Below are 15,312 nucleotides of genomic sequence, written 5' to 3' on the forward strand. Positions count from 1 at the left end.
GTACGGAAATTCCGTACCGGCCCACACCGCCCGGTGCTTCGCCCGGACGACCGGTACCTGTTCCCGGGTGCGTCAGGCGAATTGCCGCCGCGGCACGGTGATGTGATATCCGGAATCCAGCAGTTCCGGGAGATAGCGGCGCAGCGCCCGTACGCTCTGGGAGCGGTTGCCGCCCGCGTCGTGCGAGAGCAGTACGACACCCGGTGCCGCCCCCTTCTCGACCCGGCGCACGATCTTCCGGGTGCCGGGGGTCGTCCAGTCCAGCGTGTCGACCGTCCAGGCCAGCGGTTCCATGCCGAGTTCGGCGCCGAGCTGGAAGGCGGCCCGGTTCCAGGCGCCGTAGGGCGCGCGGAACCACTCCGGCGGCCTGCCGTACGCCTTCTCGATCACCTCGCAGGTGCGCTCCATCTCGGAGCGGATGCGGGACCGGCGGAGCTGGGTCAGCAGGGGGTGCGTCCAGGTGTGGTTGCCGACGATGTGCCCGTCGTCGGCCATCTCGCGCAGCAGGTCCCCGTTCTCGGCGGCCATCTCCCCGCAGACGAAGAACATCGCGCGGACGTCGTGGCGGCGCAGGGTGCGCAGGATGTCCGGCGTGTAGCGCGGGTCGGGTCCGTCGTCGAAGGTGAGCACCATGCTGCGGCCGCGTCCCGCCACCCGCAGGAACGGCTCGTGCCGGACGAGCGTCCGCACGGGCCCGCCGCGCGGCGCGCCGTAGCCGGTGAGGGGCTGGAGGCGGTACGCGGAGGGCTTCACCGCACGGTGCGCCTGGGGTCCCGCGGCCGGGGCGGGGCTCGGTGCCGGAGGCGGGGCGGAGCCGTCGGTGAGCAGACGGGCCGATCCCGTCGCGGCGCCCGCGCCGAGTGCGGCGGCCCCGGCCCACAGGACCCGGCGCCGGGTGAGCAGCTGATCCTTTTTCATGACTCATCAGTCGCTCATATGACCGTCGGCGCGGCCCAGCGACGCGGATCGGGTCCCGCTAATGCACCCGCCTGGACCAGCTCACCGGCGGGCGCACCGCGTCCCAGGCGCCGGGCCCGGTCACCCGGGCCGGGCACCGGGCCCGCGAACCCCCGTCTGTCATGCCCGCGCTCAGCGGACCTGCGGGTTCCGATAGCCTCACAGCCGTGACGGATCAGCAGCACTCGCATCAGTTCGAGCGGGGCACGGACGGGCCCAAGGTCATCCTCGTCGGCGTGGACGGCTCCGACTCCTCGCTCCGCGCGGCGGCCTACGCCGGCGGTCTCGCGCGACGGCAGCGGGCGCTGCTCGCCGTCGTCTACATCCAGCCGGTGATGGCGGCGGGCGCGGCGCTCGGCGTCCCGGTGACCGAGACCACCGACAGGATCGCCGAGGACCTCATCGCGCAGATCCGGGAGTCCACGGAGCGGGTGAAGGACATATTCGACGTGCGCTGGGAGTTCCACACCTTCCACGGCGATCCCTACAACGGGCTGGTGACGGCGGCCGACGAGCTCAAGGCGGACGCCGTGGTGGTCGGCGCGTCCGAGCAGGCCGGGCACCGGATCGTCGGATCGGTGGCGGTCCGCCTGGTGAAGGCGGGCCGCTGGCCGGTGACGGTGGTGCCGTGAGCCACCGGTGCCACAAGCCCTCGGTGCCGTGACCGGCGCCGCGCGGGCGGCGGAAAACGCGCGGCGTCTTCCGTACCCGGCGCGGCTGGGCCATCATGATCCGCCGACAGCCGTTTGCCGTCTGCGAAGAGGTGAGGCGCATGGCCGGGCTCCGAATGGGCGAGGGCATTCTCCGCCGCAAACCCATCGACCGGATCGAGGACACGGAGGCCGGCGAGGGCGGGAAACTCGACCGTTCGCTCGGCCTGTGGCAGCTCACCGCGATCGGGGTCGGCGGCATCATCGGCGCCGGGATCTTCACCCTGGCCGGCACGGTCGCGAACGGCACCGCGGGCCCAGCGGTCGTCATCTCCTTCCTGATCGCGGGCGTCGCGAGCGCGGCCGCCGCGCTGTCCTACGCCGAGTTCGCGGGCCTCATCCCGAAGGCGGGCTCCGCCTACACGTACGGCTACGCGGTGCTCGGGGAGTTCGCGGGCTGGTTCATCGGCTGGGACCTGCTCCTGGAGTACACGGCGATCGTCGCCGTCGTCGCGATCGGCATCTCCGGGTACTTCAGCTTCCTGGTCGGCGAGATGGGGGCGGATCTGCCCGCCTGGATGCTGGGCGCGCCCGGCACCGGGGACGGGCACAAGGTCGACCTGTTCGCGGCGGTGCTGTGCCTGCTGATCGCGTACCTGCTCAACATGGGCATCAGGAACGCCGCCCGCTTCGAGACCGTCGTGGTCGTCCTGAAGGTCCTGGTCGTGCTGCTCGTCATCGGGGTCGGCGTCTTCCACATCAACACCGGCAACTACCACCCGTTCTTCCCCTTCGGGGTCGGCGGCGCGTTCACGGGTGCGGCGACCGTCTTCTTCGCGGTGTTCGGCTACGACGCCATGTCGACGGCGGCCGAGGAGTCCAAGGACGCGCAGCGCCACATGCCGAAGGCGATCATCTATTCGCTGGCCATCTCGATGGTGCTGTACGTGGCCGCCTGTCTGGTGCTGACCGGCATGCAGCACTACGAGGACATCGACCCGGAGAGCGGCTTCTCGACGGCCTTCAAGTCGGCGGGCCTGAGCGGGCTCGCGGACGTGATCGCGGTCGGCGCGATCATCGGCATCCTCACGGTGATGTTCACGTTCATGCTCGGTGTGACGCGCGTGTGGTTCTCGATGAGCCGGGACGGGCTGCTGCCGAAGTGGTTCGCGAAGACGCATCCGACCCGGCACGTGCCGACGCGGGTGACCTGGATCGCGGGCGTCGCGTCGGCCGTGATCGCCGGGTTCCTGCCGATCGGCGAGGCGGCCGAACTCACCAACATCGGGATCCTGCTGGCGTTCGTGGTGGTCTGCGTCGCGGTGATCGTGCTGCGCTACCGCCGGCCCGACCTGCCGCGGACCTTCCGTACGCCGTGGATGCCGTTCGTGCCCGCCCTCGGCGTGGTCTTCTCCATCTGGCTGATCACGTTCCTTCAGTGGCAGACCTGGGTCCGCTTCGCCGTCTGGTTCGTGATCGGGTGCGTGGTCTACTTCGGCTACTCCTACCGGCGTTCGGAGCTGGCGAAGGCCCCCGCGGGCGATCAGCGGTAGCGCGTTCCGAAGTAAGGCGTTCCGCCTGGCCGGCGGCCCGGTCGACCGTTCGTCGCACCGTTCACCGACGGCTTCGACCGCCCACCGCTCGGCGGTGTCCCGGATCTGTCCCCGCCGGGCGCCACCGGGTGCCATACGAGCCATGACGGCCGGAACCACCACCATCACGCACGGCACGACCGCCGAACACGAGCTGGCGGCGCTTCAGCGCGAGCACGGCCGACCGCTGTTCGCGCTGCTGCTGCGGCTCTCCGACGGGGACCGCCAGCGCGCCGAGGACCTGGTGCAGGAGACGCTGGTGCGCGCCTGGCAGCACCCCGAGGCGCTGCGCGCGCACGACTTCGACTCCGTACGCCCCTGGCTGATGACCGTCGGGCGGCGGCTGGCCATCGACGCCCGGCGGGCCCGGCAGGCGCGGCCCGCCGAGGTGGGCGACGAGATCCTGGACAACGCGCGGGTCTGTGCCGATCACGCGGAGCGGTCCGCGGCGACGCTCGATGTGCGTGAGGCTGTGAAGACACTCACTCCCGAGCACCGTGAAGTCCTGGTGCAGGTGTATTTCCGGGGGGCGAGTGTGGCGGAGGCCGCGGACGCGCTGGGGATACCGCCGGGTACGGTGAAGTCCCGCGCGTACTACGCGCTGCGTGCCCTGCGCCGGGTTCTTCCGGGATACGCCGCCGACCTGCACTGAAACCGAAGGTCTGGTCAAGGCTCGGTAAAGCGCCTTGCTGAGGACCATGGTTGAGCAATCAGCTGTCTTCATCCGTGTTCCGGACTGGGGCCCGGGGTCGGGCGACGCGCACGCACCGGAGGAAGGCAGGAAGGGATGCTGCACAGAGGCCAAGAGAGCACGGGCGGCACCGACGGCGGCGAACTCGCCGTGCCCATGGCGTGGTTGTACGCCGAGTACATCGCCGACGAACTGCTGAGAACCGGTGACCTGATGCCGCCGACGTCCTTCGAGTTCCGGGCCGGACGCGACGCGCTCGCGCTGACCGTCTTCCTCTCCGACACCGACGGCGAACTCTCCGGCATCCGCGTGGTCTCGCAGCTCGACAACTGGCTGTCGCTGACCGCGTACGACCAGCCGTGGCAGGACTGGGTACGCGAGCGGATGGCGCTGCTGACCGCCGAGGCGGCCGAACGGGGCGGTCCCGCGCCGGACTTGGCGCTGGCGACGGCGGCCTGGCGCTGGCTTGAGGAGACCGAGCTGCTCGCTCCGGACCTGGACGCGGTGCCCGGCGGCGGATCGGTCCCCGGCGAGGACGACGGCCCGAAGGTGTGGACACCGGCCTGGCGGCTGGGGCTGCCGCTGGGCCACCTGGCGATCCACCTCTTCTGAACCCCCCGCCGCGCGGCCGGTCCTCCCGCCGCGTGGCCGAGTGTCCCGCCGCGCAGCCGGGTCCCCTGCCGCGCGGCCGGAGAAATCTTCGGAGCCGGACCAATCCGCGGGCCGGAGGGCTCCGAATATCCCGGCCGGTTTCCGTACGGGCCTTGAGTGATTCGGCGGTCTGGTGCGTACGGGTGGGCAACAGCAGCACCACCCCACCCGCACCTCCGGCACGAGGAATTGGTATGAGGTCCCTGGAACGCCATCGCGACGTCGGCGCCTACACGCTCGGCGTGCTGGACGAGGCGGATGCCTTCCGCTTCGAGGACCACCTCATGGGGTGTCCGAGCTGCACGGCACAGGTCAGCGCATTCCGGCCCGCGGCACGGCAGTTGATGCTGTACCGGCGGGCGACCCCGCGCGTCGTCCACCCCTTCTCCGCGCCGGGTCCGCGCCTCCTCGACCGGCTGCTCCACGAGGTGGCCGCCCGCCACCGGACCCGTAACCGGCGCCTGCTGTACGCGGTGGCCGCGGCCGTGGTCTTCGCCGTGGGCGGGCCCGCGCTCGCGATGGTGACGGCGGACGGCGCGTCGCCGGACCGGATGGCGGCGACGGACGCCGCGACCGGGGTGTGGGCGCAGATCACCACGCAGGACCGGGTCTGGGGCAGCGAGATCGACGCGGAGGTCAAGGACGCCGGGGGCTCGCGGGCCTGTCAGCTCGTCGCGGTCGGCAAGGACGGCTCCGAGGAGACGGTGACGAGCTGGATGGTGCACGGGCACGGGGGCGGCGCCATCACCCTGCGGGGCGGCGCGGCCTTCCAGCCCGAGCAGATCAGCCGCTTCGAGGTCCGCACCACGAGCGGCGAGCACCTGCTGACGCTGGCGTCCCGCTGACCGTCTTGGCCGTCCCGCCGGCCGGCGGCCACCCGCGCCGTCGGTCGTCCGCAGCGACGGCCGCCGCGTACGCCGGGCCGCTACTTCAGCAGCCGGGACAGCCGGCGGTCGGCGAGGGGCTTGCCGCCGGTCTGGCAGGTCGGGCAGTACTGCAAGGAGGAGTCGCTGAAGGACACCTCCCTGATGGTGTCGCCGCAGACCGGGCAGGGCTCGCCGGTCCGGCCGTGCACGCGCAGGCCGCTCTTCTTCTCCTTCTTCAGCCGTCCGGCGGCCACCCCGCGGGAGCGCTCGACGGCCTCGGTGAGCGTGGCGCGCAGCGCCGCGTACAGCCGGTGCACCTCGTCGGCGGTCAGCGTTGCCGTGATCTTGAACGGTGACATCTTCGCGGCGTGCAGGATCTCGTCGCTGTACGCGTTCCCCACCCCGGCGAGCAGGCTCTGGTCCCGCAGCGCGCCCTTGAGCTGTCTTCGCTCGCCCGCGAGGAGCCCCGCGAACCGCTCCTCGTCGAAGTCGCCGGCGAGCGGGTCGGGCCCGAGGCGGGCGACGCCCGGCACCTCGTCCGGGTCCCGTACGAGATACACGGCGAGCCGCTTCTGGGTGCCGGCCTCGGTCAGGTCGAAGCCCTCCCCCGTCGTCAGGGCGGTGCGCAGCGCCAGCGGGCCCTTGCCGGGGCGGGGCGGCCCGTCGGGCAGGCTGTCGCGCCACTGGAGCCAGCCCGCGCGGGCCAGATGGCTGACGAGGTGCAGGCCGTCCGCCTCGATGCCGAGGAACTTGCCGTACCGGCGCACGGCGGTGACCTCGCGGCCCTCCAGGGCGGTGAGCGGCGGGTCGTACGTCTTCAGGACGCTGATCGCGACGGGCAGCACCCGGGCGACCTCCCGGCCGACCAGGTGATCGGTGAGGAAGTCCCTGAGCGCTTCGACCTCGGGCAGTTCCGGCATACGTCCAGAGTGCCACCCACCACCGACAACGCCATACGGACCGCCCGCCACGGCTGTCCCGCGGGCACCCGGTCCGAAGGTCATGAGGCGCGCGGAAACGGTTACCCGCCGTCACAATGGAGGCGGGAAGGAGCCGAGAGGAGAGCCCGTCGTGCAGTGGTTCACGGCCCCCGAGTACTGGCTGAGCCGGCTGGTCTTCCAGCGCGCGCTGGCCTGCGTGTACCTCGTCGCCTTCCTGACGGCGGCGCTCCAGTTCCGGGCGCTGATCGGCGAGCGCGGCATGCTGCCGGTGCCCCGGTTCACCGAACGGGTGCCGTTCCGCCGGGCGCCGAGCCTGTTCCACCACCGCTACTCCGACCGTCTCTTCGCGCTCGTGGCGTGGACGGGCTGCGCGGTCTCGGCCGCGCTGATCGCGGGCCTGGACTCCCTCCTCCCGCTGTGGGCCGCGATGCTGCTGTGGCTGCTCCCGTGGGCGCTGTACGTGTCGATCGTGAACGTCGGACAGACCTGGTACGGCTTCGGCTGGGAGTCGCTGCTCCTGGAGGTCGGCTTCCTCGCGGTGTTCCTCGGCAACGACGAGGTGGCGCCCCCGGCCGTGGTGCTGTTCCTGCTGCGCTGGGTGCTGTTCCGGGTCGAGTTCGGCGCCGGGATGATCAAGTGGCGCGGCGACGCGTGCTGGCGGAAGCTGACCTGCCTGGACCACCACCACGAGACCCAGCCGATGCCGGGCCCGCTGAGCCGCCTCTTCCACCACCTGCCGAAGCCGGTGCACCGCGCCGAGGTCGCCGCCAACCACGTCACCCAGCTCGTCGTGCCCTTCCTGCTCTTCACCCCGCAGCCGGTCGCGACGGCCGCCGCGGCGCTGATGATCGTCACCCAGCTCTGGCTGGTCCTCTCGGGCAACTTCTCCTGGCTGAACTGGATCACGATCGTGCTGGCCGCGTCCGCCCTCGAACTGCCCGCCACCGCCCCGGACACCCCCTCGGCGCCCCTCTGGTACGAGATCGTCGTGCTCGCCGTCGCCGCGGGGCTGCTCGCTCTCGGCTACCGGCCCGCCCTCAACCTCGTCTCCCGGCGCCAGGTCATGAACCGCTCCTTCGACCCGCTGCACCTGGTGAACACCTACGGCGCCTTCGGCAGCGTCAGCCGGGTGCGGCACGAGGTGATCATCGAGGGCACCGCCGACGAGGCACCGCGCGCGGACTCCGACTGGCGGGAGTACGAGTTCAAGGGCAAGCCGGGCGACGTCCGGCGCCGTCCGCGCCAGTTCGCCCCGTACCATCTGCGGCTCGACTGGATGCTGTGGTTCGTGGCGCTCTCGCCCGCGTACGCCGGGGCCTGGTTCAGCGGTCTCGTGGAACGGCTGCTGGCCGGGGACCGCGACACGCTGCGGCTGCTGCGCCGCTCCCCGTTCCCGCCGGACGCCCCGCCCCGCTTCGTACGGGCCCGCCTGTACCGCTACCGCTTCACCACCCGGGCCGAGCGGCGCGCGACCGGCGCGCACTGGGACCGGACCTTCGTACGGGAGTTCATGCCACCGACCCGGCTCGACGAGGCGGCCGGGAGGCGGTGACCGCCCGGGCGACGGTGTGCCCCGGCCCGTTCACCGGCCCGCCGGGCGCAGGCGCAGGCCCTGCATGCCGCCGTCCACGGCGAGCGCGGTGCCGGTGGTGGCGCCGGACAGCGGACTGGCCAGGTAGGCGATGGCGCCCGCGACCTCGGCCGCCGAGACCAGCCGCCCGGAGGGCTGGCGGGCCTCCAGCGCGGCGCGTTCGGCCACGGGGTCGGGCGCCGCGTCGAGCAGCCGGCCGATCCACGGGGTGTCGGCCGTGCCGGGGTTCACGCAGTTGACGCGGATGCCCTCGCGGATGTGGTCGGCCGCCATGGCGAGGGTCAGGGAGAGGACCGCGCCCTTCGACGCCGAGTACAGGGCGCGCTGGGGCAGACCCGCGGTCGCGGCGATGGAACAGGTGTTGACGATGGCGGCGTGGTCCGAGTCGCGCAGGTGGGGCAGTGCGGCGCGGGCCGTGCGCACCATACCGAGGACGTTGACGTCCAGGACGCGGTGCCACTGCTCGTCGTCGTTGTCCTCCACGGTGCCCTGGGCGCCGATGCCCGCGTTGTTGACCAGGACGTCGAGCCCGCCCAGTCCGGCGACGGCGGCCGTGACGGCGGCCCGTACCGAGGCGTCGTCGCTGACGTCGGCCCGGTACGCGAGCAGCGGCTCCGGTACGCCGTCCGGTGCGAGGTCGAGCACGGCGACCCGTGCGCCGCGGGCGGCGAGCAGGTCGGCGGTGGCCCGGCCGATCCCGGAGGCGCCGCCCGTCACCAGCGCCTTGAGCCCCGCGAAGTCCTGGAGCGGTTGCGTGTCCCGAGTGTCCGTCATGACGTGGCGTCCTCCTGGCCGGTACCGGTACGTGGCTGCTGTGCGAGATCGGGATCGGCGGCCGGGAAGGCGCCGCCGTCGTACGTGCACTCCGCGATGGAGCGGGGTGTGGGCCTACGTCCGTAGACCCACGTTCGTAGGCCCACACTCGTTGGCCCACGTCCGTAGGCCCACACCCGTTGACCGCTACGCCCGCTTCAGCCGCAGCGTCACCAGCTCGAACGGCCGCAGGCGCAGGTCCAGCCGGTTGCCGTCCCGCTCGGGGAGCGGCGCGTCGGCCAGCGGGCGTTCCAGCAGGTCCGTCGCGGTGGCGGCGGCGATCTCGAAGCCCGCCGTGAGCGTGGCCCGGCTCCGCCCGCCGCGCGACTCGTGGAAGCGGACGATCACGTCACCGCTGCCGTCGTCGGCCAGCTTGAGCGCCGTCACCACGACCGCGTCCTGCCCGACGGTCACCAGGGGCGCGACCCCGCCCGCGTCCGCCGCACCACTCACCCGGCGCTCCGGCTGGTTGATCCGCCAGCCCTCGCGCACCGCGTCGCCGATCTCCGCGCCCGGCACCAGCGCGTGCCGGAAGCGGTGGACGCCCTGGTCGGTCTCGGGGTCGGGGAAACGCGGGGCGCGCAGCAGCGAGACCCGGACGGTCGTGGTCGTACCCAGGTCGCCGGAGCCGGCGCCCGGGCCGCCGTCGCGGACGGTGCGCGTGACGTCGTGGCCGTACGTGGAGTCGTTGACGATCGCGACGCCCCAGCCGGGCTCCGCCAGGTGGACGAAGCGGTGGTTGCACGCCTCGAACTTGGCGGCCTCCCAGCTCGTGTTGGTGTGGGTCGGCCGGAAGAAGTGCCCGAACTGGGTCTCGGACGCGTACCGTTCGGCGTGCACGTCGAGCGGGAAGGCCAGCTTGAGGAACTTCTCGGTCTCGTGCCAGTCGACCTCGGTGTCGATGCCGAGCCGCCGTTCCCCCGGCGCGAGCGACAGCACCTGTGTGACGCGCGAGGAGCCGAAGGACCGCACGATCCGCACCGAGGAGCCGTCCTCGCCGGGCGTCACCTCGTCGGCGTCGACCAGGTCGGTGACGGTGTTGCGGTAGAACTCGTCGACGTCCCAGGCGTCCCACATGTTCGGGAAGTCCGGGTGGATCTGGAGCAGGTTCGCGGCGTGTCCCGGCGCGACCGTCTCACGGTCGGCCCCGAGGTCGTACGCGGAGACGACGAGACCCCGGTCGTCGATCGCGACGCGCAGCAGCCCGTTGTCCAGGACGTGGCCGCCGCCGTCGCGCGGCGTGAGCCGGGTCAGGCCCGCGACGGCCAGGGCACCCGCGCCACCGGCCGGGACACCGTCACGCGTGTGCGGCGCCGCGTTGAAGACCAGCTCGGCCGTGCCCTCGCCGGCCAGGGCCCGCTGGGCCGCGTCGATGATCGCGGTCAGCTCCCCGGCCACCCGTTCGTAGGTCTTCCGGGCCTCGCGGTGGACCCAGGCGATGGACGAGCCGGGCAGGATGTCGTGGAACTGGTGCAGCAGCACCGTCTTCCAGATCCGGTCCAGATCCTCGTACGGGTAGGGGAAGCCGGTGCGGACGGCGGCCGTCGCGGCCCACAACTCGGCCTCGCGCAACAGGTGTTCGCTGCGGCGGTTGCCCTGCTTGGTCTTGGCCTGGCTGGTGAGGGTGGCGCGGTGGAGTTCGAGGTAGAGCTCGCCGACCCAGACGGGGGCGTTCGGGTACTCGGCCTCCGCCTTTTCGAAGAACTTCGCGGGCGTCTCCCACTCCACCGTCGCGGAGCCTTCGAGGTCGCGCAGGCGGGCGGCCTTGGCGATCATCTCGCGGGTGGTGCCGCCGCCGCCGTCGCCCCAGCCGGTGGGTGCGAGGGAGTGCCGGGCGACACCCTTGTCCTTGAAGTTGCTCGCCGCGTGGGCGATCTCGCTGCCCTTCATGGAGCAGTTGTAGGTGTCGACGGGCGGGAAGTGGGTGAAGATCCGGGTGCCGTCGATGCCCTCCCACTGGAAGGTGTGGTGCGGGAACTTGTTCGTCTGCGACCAGGAGATCTTCTGGGTCAGCAGCCACTTGGAGCCCGCCGCCTTGATGATCTGCGGAAGACCGGCGGCGAAGCCGAAGGTGTCGGGCAGCCACGCCTCGTCGTTCTCGATGCCGAACTCGTCGAGGAAGAACCGCTTGCCGTGCACGAACTGCCGGGCCATCGCCTCGGAGCCGGGCATGTTGGTGTCCGACTCGACCCACATGCCGCCCGCGGGCACGAACCGTCCGTCGGCGACGGCCTTCTTCACCCGCGCCCACACCTCGGGCCGGTGGTCGCGCACCCACGCCCACTGCTGTGCCTGCGACATGGCGAAGACGAAGTCGGGCTCGTCCTGAAGGAGCGCGGTCATGTTGGAGGTGGTGCGGGCCACCTTGCGGACGGTCTCGCGCAGCGGCCACAGCCAGGCGGAGTCGATGTGCGCGTGGCCGACGGCGCTGATGCGGTGGGCGGAGGGGACGGCGGGCCGGGACAGCACGTCCGTGAGCGCGGCGCGGGCCGCGGCGGCGGTGCCGCCGACGTCCTGGAGGTCCACCGCGTCCAGCGCCCGGTCCACGGCGCGCAGGATGTCGTAGCGGCGCGCGGACTCCAGGGGCAGTTCGGCCATCAGCTCGCCGAGGACCTCGAGGTCGAGGACGAGCTGCCAGACCTCCTCGTCGAAGACGGCGAGGTCCATCCGCTCCAGCTTGTACTGGGGTTCGCTGCCCGCGGTCTCCTTGTCGCCGAGCCGGGTCGGCAGGAAGGGGTGGTAGTCGAGGATGACCGGGTTGGAGGCTGCCTCGATGTGCAGCCTGACCTCTTCGCCGCCCTCGGCGGGCGCGGCGATCCGCACCCACTGGTTGCGCGGGTTGAGGCCCTTCACGGGGGTGCCGTCGGGCCGGTAGACGAGGCCCTCGCACTGGAAGCCGGGCATGTTCTCGTCGAAGCCGAGGTCGAGGATCGCCTCGACGGTCTTCCCCGCCCAGGACGCGGGCACGGTGCCGGTGACCCGGAACCAGCTCGTGCCCCACGGAGCGCCCCAGCGCGCGCCCGCCGCGATCGGCTCCGGTTCGGCGGCGAGCCCTTCGGCGACCGGTACGGGTTCGTCCGGCGCGTGCCAGACGGCCACGTCCAGGGGGACGGACTCGGGGTACACGGCGGGGCGGATGCGTTCGTCGAGGACGCGCTTGAGCCGGGCTTCGACCAGGGTGCGGTCGTCATGCATGAGGGTGCTCCGTGGGGTGTGGGTACGGACGGTCCGCGGGGTGCGGGGTTACCAGGTGTACGTGGTCGTGGCGGCGGACGAGACGGTGAAGAGTTCCCCCACCGCCCGGACTTCGAATCGTGCGGCGCTCTCGCCCTGCTCGGCGGCGAGCCCGCCGGCGTAGTAGGCGCTCTGGCCGGTGCCGCCGAGGAAGCGGCGGGTGCCGTCGGCGAGGACGCGGTGCAGCTCGTAGTGGCGTACGGCGCCGGGTGCGGCCGTCCAGGCGAGGCGCAGGCTGCCGTCCTCGGCGTCGGTGACGTGCAGTCCGGTGGGCGCGGCCGGGGTCTCCTCGGCGTCATGGACCGCGAGGGCGCCGAGCCGCCAGCGCACGGGGGCGCCGGAGCCGGTGAGCCGCACGCCGAGCGCGTGCACGGCCGTACCGCCGAGGCCACCGAGCGGGACGGTGACCGTCACCCAGCCGTCGCCGTCCCCGCCACCGCTCACGGGAAGGTACGTGTACGCCGGTGCCTCCCCCGGCGCGGCGGGCTCCGCGGTGGCGACCGCGAGCTCCACCCCCACGCCACCGGAACCGCTGTCCACGCGGTACGTCAGCTCGGCCACCGTGTCCGCGCCGAGCGGCAGCCGGGTCGCGTACAGGTCGAGGGTGGCGGGCGCGTCGAGGTCGCCGGCGACCAGCAGGCTGCTGCCGCCGCGCCAGGCGGCGGCGAAGTCGAAGGTCACGGCGGGCCGTTCGCCGGTGGTCCGCACGACCCAGCGCCGGGACGGCAGCCGGTCCTGGAGGCCGAGGTGGTTCCAGGCGGTGTCCGAGACGGCCGCCCCGTCCGCGTACCACTTCAGGCCGTGACCGGTGTTGAAGGTGGTCGCGAACGGCAGGGAGGTGACGGTGGAGCGGTCGGCGACGAAGCGGGCGGGGGCGCGCCAGGCGGCCGTCGTGTCGGGTGCGGCGGGGTCGCCGGAGGCGCCGGTCCAGAAGGCGTCGTCGGCGGCGTGGAAGTCGCCGGGGGTGCGGCTCGCGGGCAGGTGGTTGCGGGTCCATTCGGGCCGGTAGAAGCCGACGGAGGTGACGTGGGCCGAGCCGGAGGGCACGATGGCGTCCCAGTCGACGGACTTGTTGGTGCCGCTCGCCTCGACGTCGATGCCCGCCCAGAGGTCGTAGCGGCTGCGGCCGAGGTTCTCGGCGGTGGTCCCGGAGGACGCGAGCGTGCTCCTGGACCAGCGGAAGTCGACGAACATCGAGTCGGCGTTCTGGAAGAACGTCCTGTTCCTGTCGTTCAGCGCGCCCTGCCAGCTCACCGAGCCGCTGACGGTCATCGAGTCGTACCAGGTGACGCGCTGCCCCCGCGCGGCGGCGAGGCTCTTCAGCTCGGTCAGGAAGCCGAGCATGGCGGTGGCGAGCGCGGTGTCGCCGCCGCCGGTCTCGGCGTTGACGAACCAGCCGTCGAAGCCGTACGCGGCGGCCACCGCGACGAGTTGCGCGGCGAGCGGGTAGTGCCCGTCGGTGTCCCTCTGCACCAGGTCGCGGGTCCACTGGAGCTGTCCGCCGTAGGCGGCGGGCGGCAGGAAGATGTTGCCGAGGACGGGGACGCCGTGCCGGTGCGCGGCGTCCACGACCGGGGCGTTGGGCGCGAGGATCAGGCCCTCGCCCGAGGAGCCGCCCCAGAAGACGAGTTCGTCGACGTACGCCCAGTGGGTCAGGGCGTAGTAGTCGGCGGTGGCCGCGCCCTGCGAGGGGTTCTGGGCCGTCGGTCCGAAGGACACCAGCGACTGGATCCGGGCCTGGCCGGTGCGTGCGGTGGTGTTCGCCGGTACGGGGGTGAAGCGCTCGGCCGGCGGCACCGACGCCGTGTTGAAGGCGAGGTCGGTGTCGGTGGCGGCGCTCCAGGTCTTCAGGCTGCGCCAGGTGATGCCGGTGCCGGGCGTGCCGGAGGGCAGCGAGTCGGGGTACCAGTAGGAGGCGTACGGCTGGAGGTCGCGGGTCGCCGCGGCGGCCGTGCCGGAGGGGCCGGGCAGGCCCGGTATGCCGGTCACGAGTCCGGCGGCGGCGCCGGCTCCCGCGAACAGGACGGTTCGTCGCTTGAGGTTCATCGTGTGCTCCGTGTCGTCGTCGGGACGGGGGTGGGACGGGCTACTCGGTGACCTGATCGGGTGTGACGACCTCGGTGATGCCGCGCGCGGCGAGGTGTTCCGCGTCGTGCGCGCGGTCGGCGAGGACGGTGGTGGGGCGGACGCCGTCGGCGGTCAGCCGGGCGAACGCCTCGAAGACGGGGCCGCCGGGCGCGCAGACCGAGCGGCCCGGCGTGATGTCGACGGCGAGGGCGGTGGTGCGGGGCGCGGGCGCGTAGGGCCGGGCCTCCTCGATGAAGCGGGCGAGGGTGCGTGCGGCGGGCTTGGGCCGCCGGTCGTTGGTGAACAGGCCGAGGCCGTACTCCAGTTCCGGGAAGTCGGCGAGGTCGCGGCTCACGTCGTGGGAGCACCACCAGGTGATGCCCCACAGGTCGGCGCAGTCGAGGGCGCCCGTGACGGTCGCCTCGGTGAAGGCGGCGGCGTGCTCGGCGGGGATGAGGGGCGCCGGGGCGCCGACCTCCTGGAGCCAGACCGGGCGGTGCGGCTCTTCCGCCCACGCCTTGGCGAGTTCGATCAGATAGGCGGCGTGGTGCTCGGTGGCGGTGCCGGTGCGTCCGTGGCGCTGGGCGGTGCCGTTGAAGACCCAGGAGTGCACGGCGGTGAGGGCGCCGAGCCGGGCCGCGTGCGCCGGGGTGAAGGGCTGGTCGTCCTGGTACCAGGTGGCGTCGTACGAGGCGTGCAGATGCGTGCGGCCCGGCGCGCCCTTCTCGCAGGCGGCGAGCAGGGTGCGCAGCCACGCCTCCGCCTCGTCCGGCGTGCAGCGGTCGGGGTCGGGGTGCGGTCCGGCGGCGAACTGGCTGACCTCGTTGCCGATCGTCATGCCGATGAAGTTGGGCCGGTCGGCGAGCGCGGCGGCGAGGGTGCGCAGGTACTCGGCCTCCCCGTCGACCACCGCGGGGTCGGTGAAGATGTTCCGCCGGTGCCAGGTCCGCGTCCAGGCGGGCAGGAAGTCGAAGCTCGACAGATGGCCCTGGAGGCCGTCCACGTTGACGTCGAGTCCGCGCTCGGCCGCCGCGTCGGCGACGGCGACGAGCTGCTCGACGGCGCGCGGTCTGATCAGGGTGCGGTTGGGCTGGAAGTACGGCCACAGCGGGAAGACCCGGACGTGGTCGAGGCCGAGCGCGGCGATGGAGTCGAGGTCGGCGCGGACCGCGTCGAGGTCGAAGTCGAGCCAGTGGTGGAACCACCCCTGGCTCGGGGTGTAGTTGACGCCGTAGCGCACGGCAGCAGACATGCGGGGT

Annotated in this window: 12 protein-coding genes; 6 read left to right on the forward strand and 6 right to left on the reverse strand. The window is 72.6% G+C overall.

Annotated features, from left to right (window positions below; all coding sequences use genetic code 11):
• Positions 1-72: 72 nt before the first annotated feature.
• Positions 73-918, reverse strand: a complete 846-nt coding sequence (locus tag ACFV6E_RS36525) for a polysaccharide deacetylase family protein (protein ID WP_385165312.1) — start codon at positions 916-918, stop codon at positions 73-75.
• 161 nt (positions 919-1,079) lie between these two features.
• Here ACFV6E_RS36525 and ACFV6E_RS36530 point away from each other — a divergent pair, with 161 nt between their 5' ends.
• From ACFV6E_RS36530 to ACFV6E_RS36550, 5 genes are all read left to right on the forward strand, one after another.
• Positions 1,080-1,589: a universal stress protein gene (locus tag ACFV6E_RS36530; RefSeq protein ID WP_385165314.1), complete on the forward strand. Its 510-nt coding sequence runs from the start codon at positions 1,080-1,082 to the stop codon at positions 1,587-1,589.
• A 140-nt stretch (positions 1,590-1,729) separates the two neighbouring features.
• A complete protein-coding gene (locus ACFV6E_RS36535) occupies positions 1,730-3,160 on the forward strand; it encodes an amino acid permease (RefSeq protein WP_385467602.1) in 1,431 nt (476 codons plus the stop codon).
• Between the two features lie 142 nt (positions 3,161-3,302).
• Positions 3,303-3,851: a sigma-70 family RNA polymerase sigma factor gene (locus tag ACFV6E_RS36540; RefSeq protein WP_385165318.1), complete on the forward strand. Its 549-nt coding sequence runs from the start codon at positions 3,303-3,305 to the stop codon at positions 3,849-3,851.
• A gap of 135 nt (positions 3,852-3,986) precedes the next feature.
• The gene (locus ACFV6E_RS36545) at positions 3,987-4,502 is read left to right on the forward strand and encodes a hypothetical protein (protein WP_385165320.1); all 516 of its coding nucleotides are present in this window, start codon (positions 3,987-3,989) and stop codon (positions 4,500-4,502) included.
• Between the two features lie 233 nt (positions 4,503-4,735).
• A complete protein-coding gene (locus ACFV6E_RS36550; protein WP_385165322.1) occupies positions 4,736-5,386 on the forward strand; it encodes a zf-HC2 domain-containing protein in 651 nt (216 codons plus the stop codon).
• 80 nt (positions 5,387-5,466) lie between these two features.
• Here the strand turns inward: ACFV6E_RS36550 and ACFV6E_RS36555 are convergent, their stop codons facing one another.
• Positions 5,467-6,327 carry an Fpg/Nei family DNA glycosylase gene (locus ACFV6E_RS36555; protein ID WP_385467605.1) on the reverse strand — a complete coding sequence of 287 codons (861 nt, stop codon included), beginning with the start codon at positions 6,325-6,327 and terminating at the stop codon, positions 5,467-5,469.
• 151 nt (positions 6,328-6,478) lie between these two features.
• On the opposite strand from ACFV6E_RS36555, the gene ACFV6E_RS36560 reads away from it, so the two are divergent.
• Positions 6,479-7,900, forward strand: coding sequence for a lipase maturation factor family protein (locus ACFV6E_RS36560; RefSeq protein ID WP_385165326.1), 1,422 nt, complete (start codon positions 6,479-6,481; stop codon positions 7,898-7,900).
• 30 nt (positions 7,901-7,930) lie between these two features.
• Here ACFV6E_RS36560 and ACFV6E_RS36565 read toward each other — a convergent pair whose 3' ends face one another.
• The 4 genes from ACFV6E_RS36565 to ACFV6E_RS36580 form a co-directional block, all read right to left on the reverse strand.
• Complete coding sequence (locus tag ACFV6E_RS36565; protein ID WP_385165328.1) at positions 7,931-8,713, reverse strand: SDR family NAD(P)-dependent oxidoreductase; 783 nt, start codon at positions 8,711-8,713, stop codon at positions 7,931-7,933.
• Between the two features lie 186 nt (positions 8,714-8,899).
• Entirely contained in the window at positions 8,900-11,947 is a 3,048-nt protein-coding gene (locus ACFV6E_RS36570) for an alpha-mannosidase (RefSeq protein ID WP_385467608.1), read from the reverse strand.
• Positions 11,948-11,995: 48 nt separating this feature from the next.
• Positions 11,996-14,032: an endo-beta-N-acetylglucosaminidase gene (locus ACFV6E_RS36575; protein ID WP_385165332.1), complete on the reverse strand. Its 2,037-nt coding sequence runs from the start codon at positions 14,030-14,032 to the stop codon at positions 11,996-11,998.
• A 40-nt stretch (positions 14,033-14,072) separates the two neighbouring features.
• Complete coding sequence (locus ACFV6E_RS36580; protein WP_385467610.1) at positions 14,073-15,305, reverse strand: glycosyl hydrolase; 1,233 nt, start codon at positions 15,303-15,305, stop codon at positions 14,073-14,075.
• Positions 15,306-15,312 lie beyond the last annotated feature (7 nt).

It is taken from the genome of Streptomyces sp. NPDC059785 (assembly GCF_042732375.1).
GTDB lineage: Bacteria > Actinomycetota > Actinomycetes > Streptomycetales > Streptomycetaceae > Streptomyces.